Raw genomic sequence first — 18,484 nt, 5'->3', positions numbered from 1 at the left:
GTAGTGAGGGGAGAGGCCCTGCTTCTCTCCTCCTCCCTCTAATAACACATAGAATGTGAGGGTTGTCGACAAATGCGAAAATTACAAGGCCTCTCCAAGGCGATAATCTATTGCGTCGGAGTACTGATGGTTCTTTATACCATCCTCTCGGTAACAGCATTTACTACAGATCCCTGGTTATTCAGAGCCACCCACTTGACCTTGGCCTTGGTCATGGTCTTTTCCCTGGTGCCGGCAACAAAAAACGAAAAGACGCTGCAGCAAACCCGTCCTGCCATCCTTGACATAGTCCTGGCTTTGGCCAGTGTGGCGGTGTTGGTATATCTGCATGTTGAGCTTCAGGGTCTGATTTACCGGGCGGGCTCGATGCCGACCCAATTGGATATTGTATTTGGTATTCTCTTGATCTTCCTGATTCTCGAAGCATCCCGTCGGACGGCCGGTTGGGCCTTTACTTTGGTGGCACTGATTGCCCTGGCCTATCCGTTTGTGGGTGAATATATTCCCGGATTGCTGGGACACCGTGGTTATAGCCTTGGCCGCACCGTAAGTTTTATCTTCAGCACTGAAGGTGTCTATGGCTCCACCCTAAGGGCTTCAGCGTCGTTTGCGATTCTGTTTATTACTCTAGGCGCTTTCTTTAAGGCCTTTGGCGCTGCCGAATTTTTCAATAAGTTCTCAATGGCGGTCAGCGGTCATACACGGGGTGGTCCGGGCAAAGTCGCAGTTTTGGCCAGCGCCCTGTTTGGCACAATCTCCGGCCACGCTGCTGGTAACGTTGCCACGACTGGTTCCTTTACAATTCCAATGATGAAAGATATCGGCTATAAGCCCAGCTTTGCTGGCGCGGTGGAGTCTGTATCTTCAGCCGGTGGACAGTTCCTGCCCCCAGTTATGGGCACAGTAATCTTCGTTATGATTGAGCTTACTGGTATCAACTACGGCAGCCTGATTGTGGCGGCCGCACTGCCGGCGCTGCTCTACTTTATATCCATCTTCTTTATGGTTGATTTCGAGGCGGTAAACCTCAATTTAGTTGGTCTGCCCAAGGATCAGTTGCCGTCAGTAAAAGGTTCGCTGAAGCACGGATTTGTCTTCCTGTCGGCGATTGCGGTTCTGCTCTATCTCCTCTTTGTGCAAAAGTCTTCGGTAACAATGGCGGCAGTCTACACAATCTTTACAGTTGTCCTTCTAGGCGCCGTTAAGGTTAGAAATCCCAAGGTCATTATCAAAAAAATACTCGATGGTCTTTATGCCGGTGCAGTGGGAACAATGAAACTGGCGCCCCTTACAGCGACCGCCGGTATCGTCATCGGTGTTGTCACACTGACCGGTGTCGGCGTCAAATTGGGCCGGTTCTTAATTATGATTTCCGGCGGCGAGCTGTTCTTTGTTCTGTTCTTCGCAATGATCCTCAGCTTGCTTTTGGGGATGGGTATGTCAACGATTCCTGCCTATGTTGTTGCCGCGGCTGTTGTTGCTCCCGCCCTTACCCAGATTGGCATCCCGATTCTCGAAGCCCATTTGTTTGTTCTCTACTATGCTTGTATATCCACGATAACGCCACCAATAGCGATATCGTCCTTCACTGCAGCGGGTATCGCCGACGCGCCACCGATGGAAACGGGTTGGAAAGCAGTGAAACTGGCAATCGTTGGCTTCATGGTTCCATTTCTCTTTGTCTATCGGCCTGCGCTGCTTGCCCAGGGTGAAACTACGACAATCATTTACACTGCAATTCTTGCTCTGGTTGCCGTATACTCGTTGGCCCGGGGTCTGCAGTTGCGCACCACTAACTGGCTGGTACGGGGTCTGTTGATTGCTGGTTCGCTGTTGCTGCTCTTCCCAATCAATGACATGATTGGCGCCGGACTGCTGGCCGTTGCTTACGCTCTAACCTTCTACACTCAAAAAAAAGCTAAAATCCAAGAGGCTTAAATAAAAGGGGGTGTTTGTAGTGCCGACAATTAAAGTTGAATGGGTTGAAGGAAGGACACTGGAACAGAAGCGGAAACTGGCTGCGGCAATCACTGCCTCGATGGCGGAGATTGCCCAGACCAAGCCGGAGCGGGTGAAAGTGGAGTTTACAGACATCCCCAAAACCAATCTCGCCTGGGGTGGCACCCTCCGGGTTGATGAAGAGGTGAAATAAGTGGCTGAAATCAGTTATGTAAGTCCAAAAACCCTGGAAGAAGCGCTGACAGTATTGGCCCGTAACCCGGACACTACTGCAGTTTTGGCCGGCGGCACCGACTTAATGGTGCGTGTCCGGGACGGCAAGGAGACGCCGCAAACGCTGTTGGATATTTCCCGGCTTGGTCTTGATAAGATCCTTGTAACCGATCAGGGTGTGTCGATTGGTGCAATGACTGACCTAACCTCGATTGTTGAGCATCCGGTACTCAAAGAGCAATTCCAGGTTCTTAGTGAGTCTGCCCAGGAGGTCGGGGGCTTGCAGACCCGAAATATGGGGACCATCGGTGGCAACGTTTGTACAGGGCTTCCTTCCGCCGATGTGGCCATCCCCCTGCTGGTGCTGGGAGCAGAGTTTATTCTTTCCGGGTCCGAGGGCGAAAGAATTGTTCCTGCTGACGAGTTCTTTTTGGCCCCACGGAAAATAGATCTGCGTCCGGATGAGCTTTTGACCGAAATTCGTTTTGCTCTGCCGCCAGAGGAATTTGGTTCTGCGTTTATAAAGTTTGGTAAACGGAAAGCGATGCGGTTATGCATTATGAATATCGGAGTTGCCCTCAGCCTGGATTCCCAGTTTGGTGCGATTAGCAGTTGTCGACTTGCCATGGGCACCGCCGCGCCGGTTCCCCTGCGGTTGACCAAGACAGAAGCGTTTCTACAGGGAAAACAATGGAACTCTGAAACAGAGGCCGAGGCGGTAACAATAATGGAAACAGAGATTAAACCGCGGACCAGCCTTCCGGCAACCAAGGAATATCGGCAAAACCTTGCCCGGGTGCTTCTAAAACGCGCTGTTACGCTGAGCATCAAGCGTGCAGGAGAAAGCGGGGTGAAGCAGGATGCTAATTAAGTTCACAATCAATGGTGAACCCATGGATGTGGAAGTAACCGGTAGGGAATTGTTGCTGGATATGATCCGGGAGCGTCTGCAATTGACAGGCACCAAACGTGGCTGTGAAAACGGTGAATGTGGCGCCTGTACTGTCCTGGTGGACGGGGTGCCGGTAAACTCCTGCATTTATCCTGCTGCCCGGGCGGACGGCAAAGAGATTATGACTGTGGAAGGGTTGGGAAGTGCTGATGATCTGCATCCACTGCAGAAGGCATTTGTGCGCGAAGGCGCCCTCCAGTGTGGATTTTGCGGCGCCGGCATTCTGTTGACTGCAAAAGCGCTCCTGGCCAAGAACCCCGACCCCAGCGAGCAAGAAATTCGTCTGGCGATCTCCGGCCACCTGTGTCGGTGTTCGGGGTATGTCAAGATGATTCGGGCCATCAAGGCGGCGGCCCGGGAAATGCGCGGGGAGGTGTCTGAATGAGCTACCACATAATCGGCAAAAGGATTCCCAGGCATGACGCAGAGCAGCAGGTTACGGGCAAGATAATCTATGGCGAGGACTTGTATCGTCCGGGAATGCTCCACGCCAAGGCCCTGTACAGCGAGCACTCCCATGCTGAAATCCTCAGCATTGACACAACCCAGGCAGAAAAGCTAGCCGGCGTTCGGGGGATAATTACCCATAAGGATGTGCCGGTCAATCGTTACGGGCTCTCGCACAAAGATCAGCCTGTTTTGGCAGACGACAAAGTGCGAGTTAAGGGCGATGCCCTGGCCGTTGTCGCAGCTGATACCTTGGAGATTGCCAAGAAAGCACTGAAACTAATAAAAGTTGAATATAAGCCCCTGAAGCCGGTGTTGGATCCGGTAGCTGCTATGGCCGAAGATGCGCCACTGGTTCACGGGGATAGCAATATCGCTGCCCATATCAAAATCAGGTCCGGAGATGTGGAGGCAGGTTTCGCCCAATCGGATCTGATTATAGAAGAGAATTTTTATACCCCCAAGAATGAGCACTGTCATATCGAGCCCCATGTCGCCTTGGCGGAGGTGGAGAACGACGGCAAACTTGTTATTTGGACTTCCACATCCCGTCCCTTCTCCTTCTCCACCCAGCTCACCCGAATTTTGAAGCTGCCGATGAATAAGTATCAAATGAAAACGCCGGCTGTTGGTGGCGGGTTCGGCGGGAAAAACGAGGTAACTCTTGAGCCCTGGGTAGCACTTTTGGCGATGAAGACTAAGCGCCCGGTGCGTATGGTTTTTACCCGGGAAGAGGAGTTCGAGGTATCAACCCTCAGGCATCCGTATTTGATGAAATACAAGACAGGGGTCAAGAAGGACGGCACTTTGCTGGCCCGAGAAATACGCCTGATTAGTGATAACGGCGCCTACGTAGGCTTGGGTAACCAAACCCTGACCAAGGCGGCTGTGCATGCGGCCGGTCCGTACAAGATCGCCAATGTCAAGACTGATGCCTTTTTGGTTTATACCAACGCCGCAGTTGGCGGTGCTATGCGGGGCTTTGGTGTGCCCCAAGTCTGCTTTGCCTACGAATCCCATACCGATTCGATTGCGGAAAAGCTGGGCCTTGACCCCCTTGAATATCGTCTCCGGACTTTATATGGCGATATCGGTACTATGCCCACCGGTCAGATGCTGCAGAGCAAGCCGCTAATCCAGTCTCTGCGGCGGGCAGCTGAATTGGCTGACTACTGCGGAAAGGGAGGGGACGCGTGTGAAGAAGAGAGGTAAAGGCATTGGCACAATGTTTTATCCAATTGGTTCCACCGGCAAACCCAACCCTGCTTCAGCTTTTCTCAAGGTCAATCACGATGGGAGTGTGACCGCCTTTGTAGGGATGGTGGATAAAGGGCAGGGGGCAACCACAGCCCTGAGCCAGATTATAGCCGAGGTGCTCCAGATTTCCTTTAAGTCAATTCGCATGGTAACCGCCGATACTGAGACCACGCCTTACGATCACGGAACCGGTGCTAGTCGGGTGACATATGTGGCAGGCAATGCCGTAAAGAAAGCGGCGGAGGTCGCTAAGCAGATGCTCCTTGAGTCAGCGGCAATCAAGCTCGGCCTTGCCAACGCTGAAAACCTGAAGCTGGAAGCGGGAAAGGTTATTTTTGATGGCTATCCCACGGTGGCGATGACTGTGGAGGAGGCTGCCTGGCACAGTGAACGGAAGTTGGGTAAGCCAATAATTGTCGCCGAATCCTATACCCCGGCTCTGACCGGTCTCGACCCCGAAACAGGCCAGGGAAAACCGTTTGAAACCCATATTTATGCCACCCAGATTGCGGAAGTTGAGGTAGATACCGAAACCGGTGAGGTGGATGTGCTGAAAATCGTCGCTGTTCACGATTGCGGCCGGGTGTTAAACCCGATTATGGTCGAGGGGCAGGTGGAAGGCGGTGTGGTCATGGGCCAGGGCTATGCTTTGATGGAAGAAATTCTCGAGGATAAGGTGCAGGGAGGGGTGTTGAATAACTCCTTCGTGGATTATGCAATCCCTACCGCAATGGATGCTCCGGGAGAAATTATCGTCGACTTTATCGAAGAACCCGAAGAAAAAGGCCCGTTTGGCGCCAAGGGGATTTCTGAGCCTACCCAGTTGCCCACGGCCCCAGCAATTATCAACGCGATTTACGATGCAATCGGAGTCCGGATTTACGACTTGCCGGCCACTCCCGATAAAATACTAAAGGCACTAGCCGAACAATCTAAAAAACAGGAGGAAATGTAATGAACACAACAGACAAAGACAAAAAGGCGCAAGAGTTGAGAATTTTTGATATGACCTGGGTGGAAGTCCAGGAATGGTTAAAAAAGACCGATGTGGTTATTGTCCCCGTTGGCAGCACCGAACAGCATGGTCCCCATCTGCCCACTGGAATTGATTGTTACGCCGGCTATCATGTAGCGATTGAAGCGGCAAAGATTGCCCAGGTTCCTGTTGCTCCCCTGATTCCGGTTGGATACGCTCCCTTCCACATGCGTAAAGATGCTCCCGGCACAATCACCCTGCGGGATGAGACTTTCTTTAACGTGATGTATGATATCGGCCGCAGCTTGATTTTCCACGGCTTCAAGAAGGTTGTCTTTGCCACCGGTCATACTTCCAATGCTCCCACATTGGACCGGGTAGTGCGGGCCCTTCGCTACGAGACCGGTGCTTTGGCCATCAATTACGCTGCCGACACCGAGGTATTTGCTGAGCTGTGTGAAGACCTTCTGGACGCTCCCGACGAGTTGCCAGGTTGGCACGCCGGTGAAATCGAGACTTCCGCTGGGCTTCTGATTTGTCCGGAGCTGGTTCGTACTGACCGCTTTAAGCGCACAATGCCGACAACACCAAAATATCTGCCCGAGGGCAGTGTCAAGGATTCCGGTTCCGGGTTTGGCTTTGAGTATAAAAAATACCCGATTCGCATGGCCTTCAACCAGGATGAGTACAGTGAGAGCGGTGTTATGGGGAATCCCCAGTTGGCCAGCCGTGAAAAGGGCGAAAAAATCTATGAGCGCATGAGCAAATTGTTTGCCGAGTTCTTAATCGGCCTCAAGGATGTTGATGTAGAAATCACCAAGCAGGATTTCCCCGAAAGATTCTAAACCCGGCTAGGGAGAGGAGGAACACAGATGAGTACAATTCAAAACGAAATGGGCAGCCGCTTCGTTGCCAAGCGTGTCCTGGAGACCCCTGACAGCCACCGGGTGAAGATGATCTCCCTGGCCCGGCAAATGAAGGATGTAATCAGCCTTGGCCGGGGAGACCCAGACTTGGAGACCCCGCCCCATATCATCGCCGCAGCCAAAGAGGCCTTGGATTTGGGCAAGCCTTCTACCCATTATACCCCGTGGATAGGAATACCGGAGCTGCGGAAGGCGATTGCCGATGACTATCAGAGCCGCACCGGTCACGTTGTCAACCCAGACAAGAACGTCATGGTCACAACAGGTGCCCAGGAAGCGATTGCCATCACCCTGTTCACTTTGCTTAACCCGGGCGAGGAGATCATTGTCCCCGAGCCCCGCTACACTCCGTACGATACATTGGTTGAGATGGCGGGCGGCAAGATTGTTTCCCTGCCCACCGATATGGAAAATGACTTTCAGATTGACCCGGAGAAGCTGGATAAGCTGATAACTCCCCGCACAAAAGCGCTGCTCTTAATCAGCCCCAACAACCCCACCGGCTGCATCCTCAGCCGCGAGAGTCTGAGGCAGGTAATGGAGATTGCCAATAAGCGCGATATCCTAGTTATATTTGACGAGATTTACGGCGGGATTATCTTCGACAATGTTGACTACTGTAACATTGCAGTCTTCCCCGAAGTTCGTGATCGGGTAATTACAATCGGCGGGATTTCCAAAACCTACTCCATGACCGGCTGGCGAATTGGCTACCTGATTGCGCCGGAGTTTATTTGCTCAAAGATGCTCGACATCAAATACTCATTCACAATCTGCGCTCCTGCTCTGTCGCAACAGGCTGCGGTGGCGGCCTTAACCGGCCCCCAGGATTGTGTTCGTGAGACGACCAAAATCTACGATGAGCGCCGGCGTCTGGCCATGAAATGGTTGGACAAGCTAGGCATGGATTACTGTGAACCGGGTGGTAGCTTCTACATTTATCCCAATATCGAGAAATACGGCATGACCTCTCTGGAGTTGGCGATGCTGATCCTTCGGAAGGCTAACGTCCTGGTATTCCCGGGCACAGCTTTTGGCGAAGCAGCTGAAGGGCATCTGCGTATCTCCCTGTTGTCGCCAGCCGAACAAATCGATGAGGCTTTTAAACGGATTGAAAAACTGCTAGTGGAACTATAAGCGCGAGGAGGTCAACAATGGTTAAGATTCATGACACCCTGGATCTGGAAAGAGGTCCCTGGGTAAACGATAAGTGGTGGGTTAGCCAGTATAACTTCGTTCAGGAAAATGAATTGAATACAGCCGGCCGGAAGGTGGAATTTCACGATTCCACCCTCCGGGACGGTGAGCAGGCAGCGGGCGTCGCCTTTAACAAAGCAGACAAGCTTCACATTGCCCGACTGTTGGACAAGGCCGGTGTTCAGTACATCGAAGCCGGATTTCCCGCTGTATCCGAGGCTGACCAGAAGACAATCGAGGCGATTGTTCAGGAAGGACTGGATGCGAAAATTACTGTTCTTTCCCGGGCCACCGTCGGCGATATTGAGCTGGCTCATAAACTGGGCGTATGGGGCGCAATCATCGAATTGCCCGCATCCTATCCCCGACTCAAATACCAGTTTGGTTGGGAGGAAGAGCAGGTAATCAAGAAAACCCTTGATGCCCTCTATCTTGCCAAGGAAAAGGGACTGTATGCCTATCTGTTCATGATTGACAGTACCCGCGGTCGCTATGGGTTCATGGAGAAGCTGTTGAAGTCTGCAGTAACCGAGGGGATTGTCGATCGTGTATCGTTAGTAGATACCAACGGCTGTATAAATCCCACAGGCATGCGCTTCCTGGCCCAGCAGGTTAAGGGTTGGATTGGCGATATTCCCCTGGAAGTTCACTGCCATAATGATATGGGCTTGGCAGTTGCCAACTCACTGACTGCAGTAGAGGCTGGCGCCAACTCTATCGCCAGCACCCTCAACGGCCTTGGTCAGCGGGCAGGCAACGCTCCCACCGAAGAATTGGCGGTAGCGGCCCAATTGCTCTATGGTTGCGAGACTGGAATCGATTTCAAGGCTCTCTACGAAGTAGCTAAAGAAGTGCAGCAAATGTCCAAATGGCAGTTCCCGCCCAACAAGCCGGTATCCGGTGATGGAATCTACACCTGGGAAGCAGGAATTCCCACCGCTGCCCTGATGAAGAACCCCCATACTGTCGAACCTGTGCAGCCAGAAGTATTTGGCCGCAGCCATAAAATTGTCCTGGGCAAGAAATCCGGCAAGGCCAATGTAATTTGGAAGCTGGATGAACTGGGCTTCGCCAAGCCGACCGATGAAGTGATTGCCGAGTTGGTGCAGGCAGTAAAAAACCGTGCGGTCGAGAAGAACGGTCCACTCACTGATGAGGAATACGTAGAAATACTCAACGCCGCCGGAATTGAAAGGGTTTAGAGCGATGCGCTTATTTGAATATCAAGCCAAAGAGTTGTTTGCCGCCGCCGGGCTGACCACGCCCGTCGGCCGGCCGGCAACTACTGTCGAAGAAGCGGTTACAGCTGCGGCGGAAGTAGGTTACCCTGTAGTTCTTAAGTCCCAGGTCCTCACTGGGGGCCGGGGAAAAGCGGGCGGAATAAAGTTTGCCGATGATGTCGAAGAGGTCCGGGAGCGCACTGCTGCTCTGTTGGCCATGGACATCAAGGGTGAACCGGTTGAGCGTTTGCTGATTGAAGAGAAACTGGACATCAAGCAAGAAATTTATCTGTCCATCACAATGGACCGGGCAGCCAAGAAGCCGGTGCTGATTGTGTCTGCTGCTGGCGGCATGGACATCGAGGAATTGGCTGACTCCAATCCCGAGGCGATTCAGAAATACTGGATTAATCCGCTCACGGGTCTCTATCCCCATCACGCGTTGGTTTTATTTCAGCAGGCAGGTTTCAGCGGTACAATCCTGCGGCAGCTGTCAGGAATTGCCGTGAACTTATATAAACTATTTACCCGCTATGAGAGCGAACTGGTGGAAATCAATCCGTTGGTGCTCACCGGCGATGGCAAACTACTGGCCGCTGACGGCAAGATGATTCTGGATGCCAACGGTGGTGGCGTCAAACTGATGGGAGCAGAGCAGGAAGAAGGCATGCGCTATGTCGGACTCGACGGCGATATCGGCATCCTCGCCAATGGCGCTGGTAATACGATGATGACCATGGACATGGTTTCCCACATGGGTGGCGAGCCCGCCAACTTCCTGGAAGTGGGCGGTGAGCTCTACAAGCGCTCAGAGGAGGCCTTGAACTATCTGTTGTCCACTCGCTCCGATTTGAACGGAATTCTCGTCAACCTGTTTGGTGCCTATGCAAGGACTGATGTGATTGTGGAAGGAATCATTCGGGGAATGAAAGCCAATGACATCAATATTCCAATTGTATTCCGGGTAATGGGCACAGGCGAAGAACGAGCTCGGGAGCTGGTTCAGGATTACCTGGGCATCTCTCCCCATACAACATTAGACGAGGCCGCCCGAGACATAGTCCAAAAAGCAGCCGCGTACAAGGCTAAGGGGGAGTAAATATATGCTATCAAAAGGAATGAATGTACTTGTTCAGGGTATTACCGGCAAGGAAGCCGGGTTTTGGGTGGAAAGAATGGTGGAGTATGGCACCAAAGTTCCCGCCGGCGTGGCGCCGGGCCGGGGCGGCACTGAAGTCCAAGGCATTCCTGTCTATGATTCTGTCCAGGAAGCAGTTTCTGCCCACAAAATTGATGCATCGATTATGTTCATCGCTCCCCGGCTGGTGGAGAGCGCAGTCTTTGAAGCGGTTGAAGCCGGCATCAAGCTGATTGTCGTCTTGGCCGATGGAGTTCCGGTCCACGATACAATGAAAATAATGGCCTACGCCGAGCAAAATGGGGCGCGGATCATCGGTCCCAACACACCGGGCCTGGTGTTTCCCGGCGACAGCCTGATTGGTATTATGCCATCCTGGTTGCCCCATGTGTTTAAGCCCGGTTCAATTGGGGTAGTTACCCGCAGTGGCAGTCTCGGTAACGAGGTTTGTTTCCAGATTGTTCAGGCTGGGTTTGGTATCTCCAACTTTGTTGGAATTGGAGGCGATTTGCTGATTGGCACGACTACGGTGGAGGTGCTCAAGGAATTTGAGAGCTGTCCAGAGACCAAAGGGATTGTTGTCGTTGGTGAGTTAGGTGGCAACATGGAAGAACAGGCTGCCCAATTTATACCGGAGATGACAAAGCCGGTCGTCGCTTTAATCGGTGGCAAGACTGCCCCTCAGGGCGTATCCATGGGCCACGCCGGTGCGATTGTTGAAGGCACGGCCGGTTCAGTTGAAAGCAAACAAAAGATTCTCGCCGAAAATGGTGCCCACATTGCCGACACCCCTTTTGATATCGGTCGTCTGCTCAAAGAGCTGCTGGCGTAAACATCGGGAGGCGTATAAACTGTGACTCAAAACTGCAAACGCTATTTGTTTGTCGCTTTGGCAGCGCTTCTGCTGCTGGTGATTTATTTTCTCCCGGAGCCGGGTGCGATTGTCAGGGACGGCGAGGCGATTGCCCTCTCCCGTGAGGGCAAAGCCTCGCTGGCGGTCCTGGCATTTTCCATCGTGCTCTGGGTTACCGAGGCGATTCCATTTCCGGTAACCGGCCTCATTGCATTGCTACTTTTGCCCTTGATGGGACCCTTGAGTTTCAACAGCGCGGTTGAGATGGGTTTTGGGAATACGATTGTCGTATTCTTCATCGCTGTAATGATTATATCTGCGGCCCTCACTAGTTCTGGATTGACCAACCGCCTGACCTTGATGATTTTCAGCCGGATTGGCCTCAACTCCCGCCGGGTAATTCTTGCCTTTATTACCACCGGCGCGGTTCTATCGATGTGGGTGACCAACATGGCCGTTGCCGCCATGCTCCTGCCGGTAGCGGTGGGCATTCTCAAGGGCGCCGGCATGAAACCCCTAGAGAGCAATTTTGGTAAGTGCCTCCTGATCTCAATCGCTTGGGGCTGTGCTGTGGGGGGGATCGCCACTCCGGTAGGCAACGGTGCCAACATTCTTGCCATGGGATATCTGCGAGATTTGGCCGGAGTGGATATCAACTTCCTGCGCTGGATGGCTGTAGGCTTACCGGCAACGCTGATGATTCTGCCCTTGTCCTGGCTGTCTCTGGTGCGTATATTTCCGCCGGAAGTGGAAGTCTTGCCTATTTCCCTGGATAAGATTAAAGGTGACCTGAGGGAGTTGGGGGCGCTGTCTCGAAAAGAGATGGCTACCTTGGCCATTTTCCTGCTGGCCGTCGCCCTATGGCTCTTTGATCCGTTCTTGGATGCCTATCTTGGCTTCTCGCTGCCCACGGAGGTTGTGGCATTACTGGCCGCCTGCCTACTGTTTCTACCGGGCCTCGGTGTTCTCACCTGGAAGGAGGCCCAGAAGACAGTGGATTGGGGATCAATCGTCCTCATCGCTGCCGGGTTGTCCATTGGCATGAGCATGTTCGAGACCGGTGCTGCCCGTTGGCTGGCTTGGGCCACCTTATCTAATATCGGCGCACTGTCGCCGGCTGTGCGAATTTTTGTGGTCGTCTTAATCGTTGAATTGCTGAAGATTTGTTTCTCCAGCAATACAGTGACGGGGTTAATCATTATCCCGATAGTGATTGCTCTGTCATTGGAGCTGGGTCTCAACCCCTGGTTGGTGGCCGGACCGGCAGCAATTGCCACTTCGCTGGCCTTCATCCTAGTAACATCCAGCCCCACCAATGTTATCCCCTATTCGGCCGGATACTTTACAATTAAAGATTTCGCCCGAGCAGGCGGTGCAATTACGTTGGTTGCGGCGGTCTGTGTAACAATCTCCTTTCTGATTTTTGGTTAATTGTAACTTTTAATCGTGGCCCCCGGTTTCGGGGGCTGCTATTGAATATTAAATAAAAAAACGTGAACTATTTAAATCTAGTTTAAATTCGGAAGGATTTTTTTGCTGATTGTCGAATAGAGTAAATAATAAACCTGAACACGCCATTATTAATCCACGGCACACTCGCACACAATTGACGCTCTATTCTGTGCTTGACTGCATAGACATTTTGTTGTTGACGAGTTCGGTGTCTGCGTTTATTATTTTACTGTAGCTAAAATAATTCGCAGCACTCGTATAAATTCGGGAATATGGCCCGAAAGTCTCTACCAGACAACCGTAAATTGTCTGACTACGAGAAAATGCCCGTGATATTTGTGCCCATGTTCAGGGCGGCATATAATGCCGTACACTTTAATTGGGTAGAAATCCAGGTGCAGGTTTCTCGTTGGAAACCTTACACCTGGATTTTTATTATAAAATAATTTTTAGGAGGTAATTGCATGAGTTTCTTCGAGAAGCAGTTTAAACTGAAAGAGCATCGCACTAATACTCGTACAGAAATCATTGCCGGTATTACAACATTCATGACCATGGCTTACATTATTGTTGTCAACCCGGGCATTCTGACAGCGGCAATCGATACCCCCAACGCCTTCCAGGGGGTTATGACTGCCACGATCCTGGCCGCCGCTCTGACCACCATACTTATGGGCTTCGTAACTAACTATCCCTTTGCCCTGGCAAGTGGTATGGGCCTAAACGCCTTCTTTGCTTTCACAGTGGCGCCGATTGCCGGCTGGGAAGCAGCCTTGGGCGCAGTTTTGATTTCTGGCATCGCATTCTTTGTATTAGCAATAACCGGTATTATAAATTGGATTGACGCCGCCGTTCCCGGTTCTCTCAAGAAGGCGGTTGCTGCTGGTATCGGTCTGTTTATCGCTTTGATTGGCCTTAAAAACGCTGGTATGATACTTCCATATCCTGATACTTTGGTAACACTAGGTGACTGGACATCACCTCCGGTATTGCTGGCGATTGTTGGTCTGGCGATTACCGCGGCGCTAATCGCAGCTAAAATTCGTGGCGGAATTCTGCTCGGCATCATCATTACAACCTTCCTCGGTTGGTTCTTCCCCACCGCAGAAGCTTATGAAGCAGGTGCTCCGCTGATTGGCTGGTTCTTTGGTACCGGCACTGAAACTGTCACCCAGATTCCAAGCGGCCTCGGCAGTTTTGTTACCCTCAATTTGGGAGAAAACTTCAGTGCTCTTGGCGAAGTTGCCTTCCATCTGGACTTCAGAGGCGCCATCAGTTTGGGCTTTATGGTTCTGTTCGCCCTTGTCTTTGTAGACCTGTTTGACACCATGGGCACTTTGCTGGGCACAGGCGCTCGTGCCGGCTTCTTGGATGACAAAGGTCGTTTGCCCAAGGTTAAGCAGGCAATGATCGTTGACGCAGTTGGCACCGGCTTTGGCGCTGTCATGGGTACTTCAACTGTAACCACCTATGTAGAAAGTACCGCCGGTGTCTCCGAAGGTGGCCGCACAGGAATGACCGCAGTTGTTACCGGTGCTCTCTTCCTGTTGGCCCTGTTCTTCACACCGCTGGCCCTGATGATTCCTGGAGCCGCAACTGCTCCTGCACTGATCATCGTTGGCGTGCTGATGATGGGTGCCATCTCCGGCATCAACTTCGAAGACTTCACCGAAGCACTGCCTGCCTTCCTGACCATCTCCTTCATGCCCTTCACCTTCAGCATCGCTGACGGTATCGCCATCGGTTTCATCTCCTACCCGCTGGTGAAATTGGTTTCCGGCAGAGGCAAAGAAGTCAACTGGTTCATCTACGTGCTAGCAGCAATCTCCCTGATTCACTTCTTCGCCTAAACCAAGTCAAACCGAATACCCAATTAGCACTACAAATGCCCGGGCAAAACGCCCGGGCATTTTTGCCCATTGGGGGACGGAGGTTCGGTGGGCACTTTCGACCTCATGAGCAACAGCTGCGAGAATGGCCTGAGTTGCTTTGCGATAATAAGTATTAAGGGGTGAAAACCGTGTCTCGGCAGGCGAGGGAGCACAGCCCTTCCGGCTATTATCATGTAATGACCAGAGGCATTAACAAAATGGTTTTGTTTCGCGATGATAATGACCGCCACAAATATCTCGACGTATTGCAAGCGGCCAAAGAGAAGTATCCCTTCGAATTGAATGCCTTTTGTTTGATGGATAACCATGTTCATTTGCTACTTAAGGAAACTGATACTCCACTTTCCTTGGTAATGAAGAGTATCGGTATCCGTTATTCAATTTATTTTAATAAAAAGTATGAGCGAATAGGCCATCTCTTTCAGGACCGGTATAGAAGCCAAGCCATTACGTCCGAATCTCAATATCTTGCCTGCGCACGCTATATCCACAACAATCCAGTCAAGGCCGGACTTGCAAACAGGCCAGGAGATTTTGCCTGGAGTAGCTTTCAGAGTTACTGTCAAAGGGGCCCTGACAGCTTGATAAATAAGACTCCGCTAATGGCATATTGCGAGGATAGCATTATCCGGTTATTGGATTACACCAATGCTGCAAATGACGATAAATTTATTGACTATGATTCAACTGAGGAAACTGTTGACCCACACCAGGTGATTGAAGATTTTCTCAACCAGAAATTCGGATTGAAACCAGGCGATGTCAGAGATCTTAAAAAAGAATTACGGGACAGCGTGCTGAGGGAGTTGAAAAACCAGACCACTTTGACCCAAAGTGAGCTGGCGGCGATGTTGGCTATCAGCCGCAGGACAATTAGCAGGGCTTAGCCGAATTGATTTGGCGCAATGAACCTCCGTCCCCGGGTGGGCAGCGGTGGGCGAATGTTTTTGGTAGATTGTTGATTTTTGTTCGGATTTGGCGTTGACTTGTCCTACCGTCAGAGGTATGATGGAGATACAAATTGAACTGGCCGTATAATCCTGGGGATAGGGCCCGGGAGTATCTACCAGGCAACCGTAAATTGCCTGACTACGGGGAAAGTGCGCCTAGGGTTCCGGTGCGGCCGGTCCAAGTGGCGCAGGCCTTTTTGGCTACACCGAAGGGATAAAAGCCCAGGCGGGTAGGTTTCTCACGTACACCTACCCGGCCTGGGCTTTTTGGTTATACTAATTACGGAGGTGTTTAATATGCAAATAGCGATTTTAATGGGAAGCGATTCAGATTGGCCACGGTTGGAAGCGGCGGTTAAGGTTTTACGGGAGTTTGGCGTGGAGTTTGAAGCCCGGGTGCTTTCGGCCCACCGGACACCGGGAGAATGTGTGGAGTTCATCAGGGACGCGGAAAACCGGGGCGTGAAAGTGTTTATCACTGCGGCAGGGTTGGCCGCTCACCTGCCGGGTGTTGTGGCTGCACATACGCGGCGGCCGGTAATTGGTTTGCCGATTGGCGCCGGTCCCCTGAATGGTAACGATGCACTGCTTTCCATCGTACAAATGCCGCCGGGAGTGCCGGTGGCCACCGTTGGTATCGACAATGCCAAGAACGCGGCCCTGTTGGCGGTGCAGATGCTGGCAGTCGCCGACGATGCTCTAGACGGCAAGCTGGCAGAGTTTAAACGCGAGCAGGCGAAACAGGTTTTGGCCAAAGACGCCAAGTTGCAGGAAAAAATCGGGGGTTGATGTAAATGATTGAACGCTACTCACGGCCGGAAATCGCAGCAATCTGGGAGTTGGAAAACAAGTTTCAGCTTTGGCTGGATATCGAAATCCTTGCCTGCGAGGCCTGGGCGAAATTGGGTAAAATCCCTGAAGACGCGGTGCAGAAGATCCGCGCCAATGCCCGGTTCAGCGTGGAGCGGATTCTGGAAATCGAGGAAAGCACCCGCCATGACGTAATCGCCTTTACCCGCTGCGTTTCCGAAAGTCTGGGCGAGGAATCCCGTTACGTTCATTATGGGCTTACCTCTTCTGATGTGGTAGATACTGCCACGGCCTGTCAGCTGGTTCAGGCCTTGGATATCATCATTGCAGACCTGGATAAATTGCTGCCGGTGTTGGCCAGCCAGGCTAAGAAATACCGGCACACGGTGATGATGGGCCGCACCCATGGCGTGCATGCAGAACCGACAACATTGGGTCTGAAATTCGCCCTTTGGTATCAGGAGTTTACCAGGCAGCGTGCTCGGTTGCTGGCGGCCCGGGAAGATGTGGCTGTGGGCAAGCTCTCGGGGGCTGTGGGTAGTTTTGCTAACATCCCGCCGGAAATTGAAGCATATGTTTGCGAAAAACTTGGTTTGAATCCGGCGCCTGTTTCCACCCAGGTTTTGCAGCGGGACCGACACGCGGCGGCTGTGAGTGCACTGGCTCTGGTGGCAGCCTCGATTGAGAAGGTGGCTTTGGAGATTCGCAATCTGCAGCGCACCGAAACCCGGGAGCTGGAAGAGCCCTTCCGGGCCGGGCAAAAGGGGTCCTCTGCAATGCCCCATAAACGTAACCCCGTGAACTGTGAGCAACTCTGCGGGCTCGCCCGGGTGGTGCGGGCCAACTCGGTCACGGCGCTGGAAAACGTCGCACTCTGGCATGAGCGGGACATTTCTCACTCCTCGGCGGAGCGGGTAATTCTCCCCGACAGCACGATTCTCGTGGACTATATGCTGCATAAGCTCACCGGTATCGTTGGTAATCTCCATGTCTACCCAGAACAGATGGAGCACAATATTGACCTTTCCCGCGGTCTTACCTTCTCCGGCAGTGTGCTTTTGGCCCTGGTGGACAAAGGGATGACCAGGGAGGACGCCTATGATCTGGTGCAAAAGTCGGCAATGCAGGTTTGGCAGCAGGGTGGCCATCTAAAGGATGTTTTGTTGGCGGATCCGGAACTGACCGCCAAGCTTCCAGAGGAAGAGCTGCAGGAAATATTTAATCTTGACCGCTTACTGGCCCGGGTTGATCAGGTGCTGGCGCGGGCGATTCCAGAGGAGGATGCGTAAATGAAAAAGGAACTGCTGTATAAAGGTAAAGTGAAGTCAATCTGGAAGACCGAAGATCCCGGGCTCTATGTGGCCGAATATAGTGATGCGATAAGCGCCGGCGACGGCGCAAAGCGGGATGTGCTGGCTGGCAAGGGCGAACTGTTAAACCGCATCTCCTCAATTCTTTTTACAGCTTTGCATGAGGCGGGAGTGGACAATCACTTTGTGCGCAAGTTGGATGACCGGTCCCAGCTGGTGCGGGCCGCTGAGCTGGTGGCCCTGGAAGTGGTGGTCCGCAATCGGGCGGCCGGCAGCATCTGCCGTCGGCTTGGTCTGGAGCAGGGACTGACCTTGGAAAAGCCACTGGTGGAGTTTTTCTATAAAAATGATGATCTCGGCGATCCACTGCTGACTATCGACCATGTCGAGATGCTGGACTTGGCTACGGCGAAAGAATGTCAGGAGCTGGCTGAGCAGGCGTTGGCAGTAAACAAGGCCTTAAAGCCACTGTTCGCCGATATCGGCCTGGAGCTGGTGGATTTTAAACTGGAATTTGGCCGCGACGGCGAAAAATTACTGTTAATTGATGAGTTCTCTCCTGACACCTGCCGCCTGTGGCAGGCCGGAACGATGGAGGGGTTGGATAAAGACCGGTTCCGCAATGACAGTGGCGATGTTCTGGCTGGATACCGGGAAGTGCTGCGGCGTCTAGAAGGAGGCAGCTTCTGATGTGGGTGAAAATCAGTGTGCAGCTAAAATCCGGAATCCTCGACCCCCAGGGGAAGGCAGTAGCCGGGGCCCTGGCTGAGCTGGGTTTTGACGTTGACGCGGTGCGGGTAGGCAAAGAAATTATAGTCGACATCCCTGCTGAAAATGGTGAAGCGGCCCTGGAACAGGGCCGCAGAATGGCCGCGAAGCTTCTGGCTAACCCCGTCACCGAAGACTATCACTGTCAACTGATGGAGGCGTAG

At 52.4% G+C, this 18,484-nt stretch carries 18 protein-coding genes and 2 riboswitches; all 18 genes read left to right on the top strand.

Annotated features, from left to right (window positions below):
- Positions 1-72: 72 nt before the first annotated feature.
- The 18 genes from FH749_10890 (at position 73) to purS (ending at position 18,484) form a co-directional block, all read left to right on the top strand.
- A complete protein-coding gene (locus FH749_10890) occupies positions 73-1,938 on the top strand; it encodes a TRAP transporter fused permease subunit (protein ID MTI95971.1) in 1,866 nt (621 codons plus the stop codon).
- 19 nt (positions 1,939-1,957) lie between these two features.
- The gene (locus FH749_10885; protein ID MTI95970.1) at positions 1,958-2,152 is read left to right on the top strand and encodes a 4-oxalocrotonate tautomerase; all 195 of its coding nucleotides are present in this window, start codon (positions 1,958-1,960) and stop codon (positions 2,150-2,152) included.
- Positions 2,153-3,043, top strand: coding sequence for a xanthine dehydrogenase FAD-binding subunit XdhB (locus FH749_10880; GenBank protein ID MTI95969.1), 891 nt, complete (start codon positions 2,153-2,155; stop codon positions 3,041-3,043).
- Complete coding sequence (locus FH749_10875) at positions 3,033-3,509, top strand: (2Fe-2S)-binding protein (GenBank protein ID MTI95968.1); 477 nt, start codon at positions 3,033-3,035, stop codon at positions 3,507-3,509. Before FH749_10880 ends, FH749_10875 begins: the two co-directional genes overlap by 11 nt.
- The gene (locus FH749_10870) at positions 3,506-4,783 is read left to right on the top strand and encodes a nicotinate dehydrogenase large molybdopterin subunit (protein MTI95967.1); all 1,278 of its coding nucleotides are present in this window, start codon (positions 3,506-3,508) and stop codon (positions 4,781-4,783) included. The genes FH749_10875 and FH749_10870 overlap by 4 nt, the downstream gene beginning before the upstream one ends.
- Complete coding sequence (locus tag FH749_10865; GenBank protein ID MTI95966.1) at positions 4,767-5,783, top strand: nicotinate dehydrogenase medium molybdopterin subunit; 1,017 nt, start codon at positions 4,767-4,769, stop codon at positions 5,781-5,783. The genes FH749_10870 and FH749_10865 overlap by 17 nt, the downstream gene beginning before the upstream one ends.
- Positions 5,783-6,649, top strand: a complete 867-nt coding sequence (locus tag FH749_10860) for a creatininase family protein (GenBank protein ID MTI95965.1) — start codon at positions 5,783-5,785, stop codon at positions 6,647-6,649. The genes FH749_10865 and FH749_10860 overlap by 1 nt, the downstream gene beginning before the upstream one ends.
- Positions 6,650-6,676: 27 nt before the next feature.
- Positions 6,677-7,867, top strand: a complete 1,191-nt coding sequence (locus FH749_10855; protein MTI95964.1) for a pyridoxal phosphate-dependent aminotransferase — start codon at positions 6,677-6,679, stop codon at positions 7,865-7,867.
- 17 nt (positions 7,868-7,884) lie between these two features.
- Positions 7,885-9,129, top strand: a complete 1,245-nt coding sequence (locus FH749_10850) for a hypothetical protein (GenBank protein MTI95963.1) — start codon at positions 7,885-7,887, stop codon at positions 9,127-9,129.
- 4 nt (positions 9,130-9,133) lie between these two features.
- Positions 9,134-10,246, top strand: coding sequence for a succinate--CoA ligase subunit beta (sucC, locus tag FH749_10845; GenBank protein MTI95962.1), 1,113 nt, complete (start codon positions 9,134-9,136; stop codon positions 10,244-10,246).
- A 4-nt stretch (positions 10,247-10,250) separates the two neighbouring features.
- On the top strand, positions 10,251-11,117 hold the full coding sequence (locus FH749_10840) for a succinate--CoA ligase subunit alpha (protein ID MTI95961.1): 867 nt from the start codon (positions 10,251-10,253) through the stop codon (positions 11,115-11,117).
- Between the two features lie 21 nt (positions 11,118-11,138).
- Positions 11,139-12,569 (top strand): SLC13/DASS family transporter, encoded by a 1,431-nt coding sequence (locus tag FH749_10835; GenBank protein ID MTI95960.1) that lies wholly within the window; start codon positions 11,139-11,141, stop codon positions 12,567-12,569.
- Between the two features lie 255 nt (positions 12,570-12,824).
- Positions 12,825-12,926, top strand: a riboswitch (purine riboswitch).
- 128 nt (positions 12,927-13,054) lie between these two features.
- Positions 13,055-14,440: an NCS2 family permease gene (locus FH749_10830; protein ID MTI95959.1), complete on the top strand. Its 1,386-nt coding sequence runs from the start codon at positions 13,055-13,057 to the stop codon at positions 14,438-14,440.
- Positions 14,441-14,610: 170 nt separating this feature from the next.
- A complete protein-coding gene (locus FH749_10825) occupies positions 14,611-15,369 on the top strand; it encodes a transposase (protein MTI95958.1) in 759 nt (252 codons plus the stop codon).
- A 123-nt stretch (positions 15,370-15,492) separates the two neighbouring features.
- Positions 15,493-15,594, top strand: a riboswitch (purine riboswitch).
- Positions 15,595-15,729: 135 nt separating this feature from the next.
- Entirely contained in the window at positions 15,730-16,221 is a 492-nt protein-coding gene (purE, locus tag FH749_10820) for a 5-(carboxyamino)imidazole ribonucleotide mutase (protein MTI95957.1), read from the top strand.
- A gap of 5 nt (positions 16,222-16,226) precedes the next feature.
- A complete protein-coding gene (locus tag FH749_10815; GenBank protein MTI95956.1) occupies positions 16,227-17,531 on the top strand; it encodes an adenylosuccinate lyase in 1,305 nt (434 codons plus the stop codon).
- Positions 17,532-18,242: a phosphoribosylaminoimidazolesuccinocarboxamide synthase gene (locus FH749_10810; protein MTI95955.1), complete on the top strand. Its 711-nt coding sequence runs from the start codon at positions 17,532-17,534 to the stop codon at positions 18,240-18,242.
- Complete coding sequence (gene purS / locus FH749_10805; GenBank protein MTI95954.1) at positions 18,242-18,484, top strand: phosphoribosylformylglycinamidine synthase subunit PurS; 243 nt, start codon at positions 18,242-18,244, stop codon at positions 18,482-18,484. The genes FH749_10810 and purS overlap by 1 nt, the downstream gene beginning before the upstream one ends.

The organism is Bacillota bacterium (assembly GCA_009711825.1).
In the GTDB taxonomy this organism is placed as follows: domain Bacteria; phylum Bacillota; class Proteinivoracia; order UBA4975; family VEMY01; genus VEMY01.
This window is presented reverse-complemented; position numbering and strand designations above follow the sequence as displayed.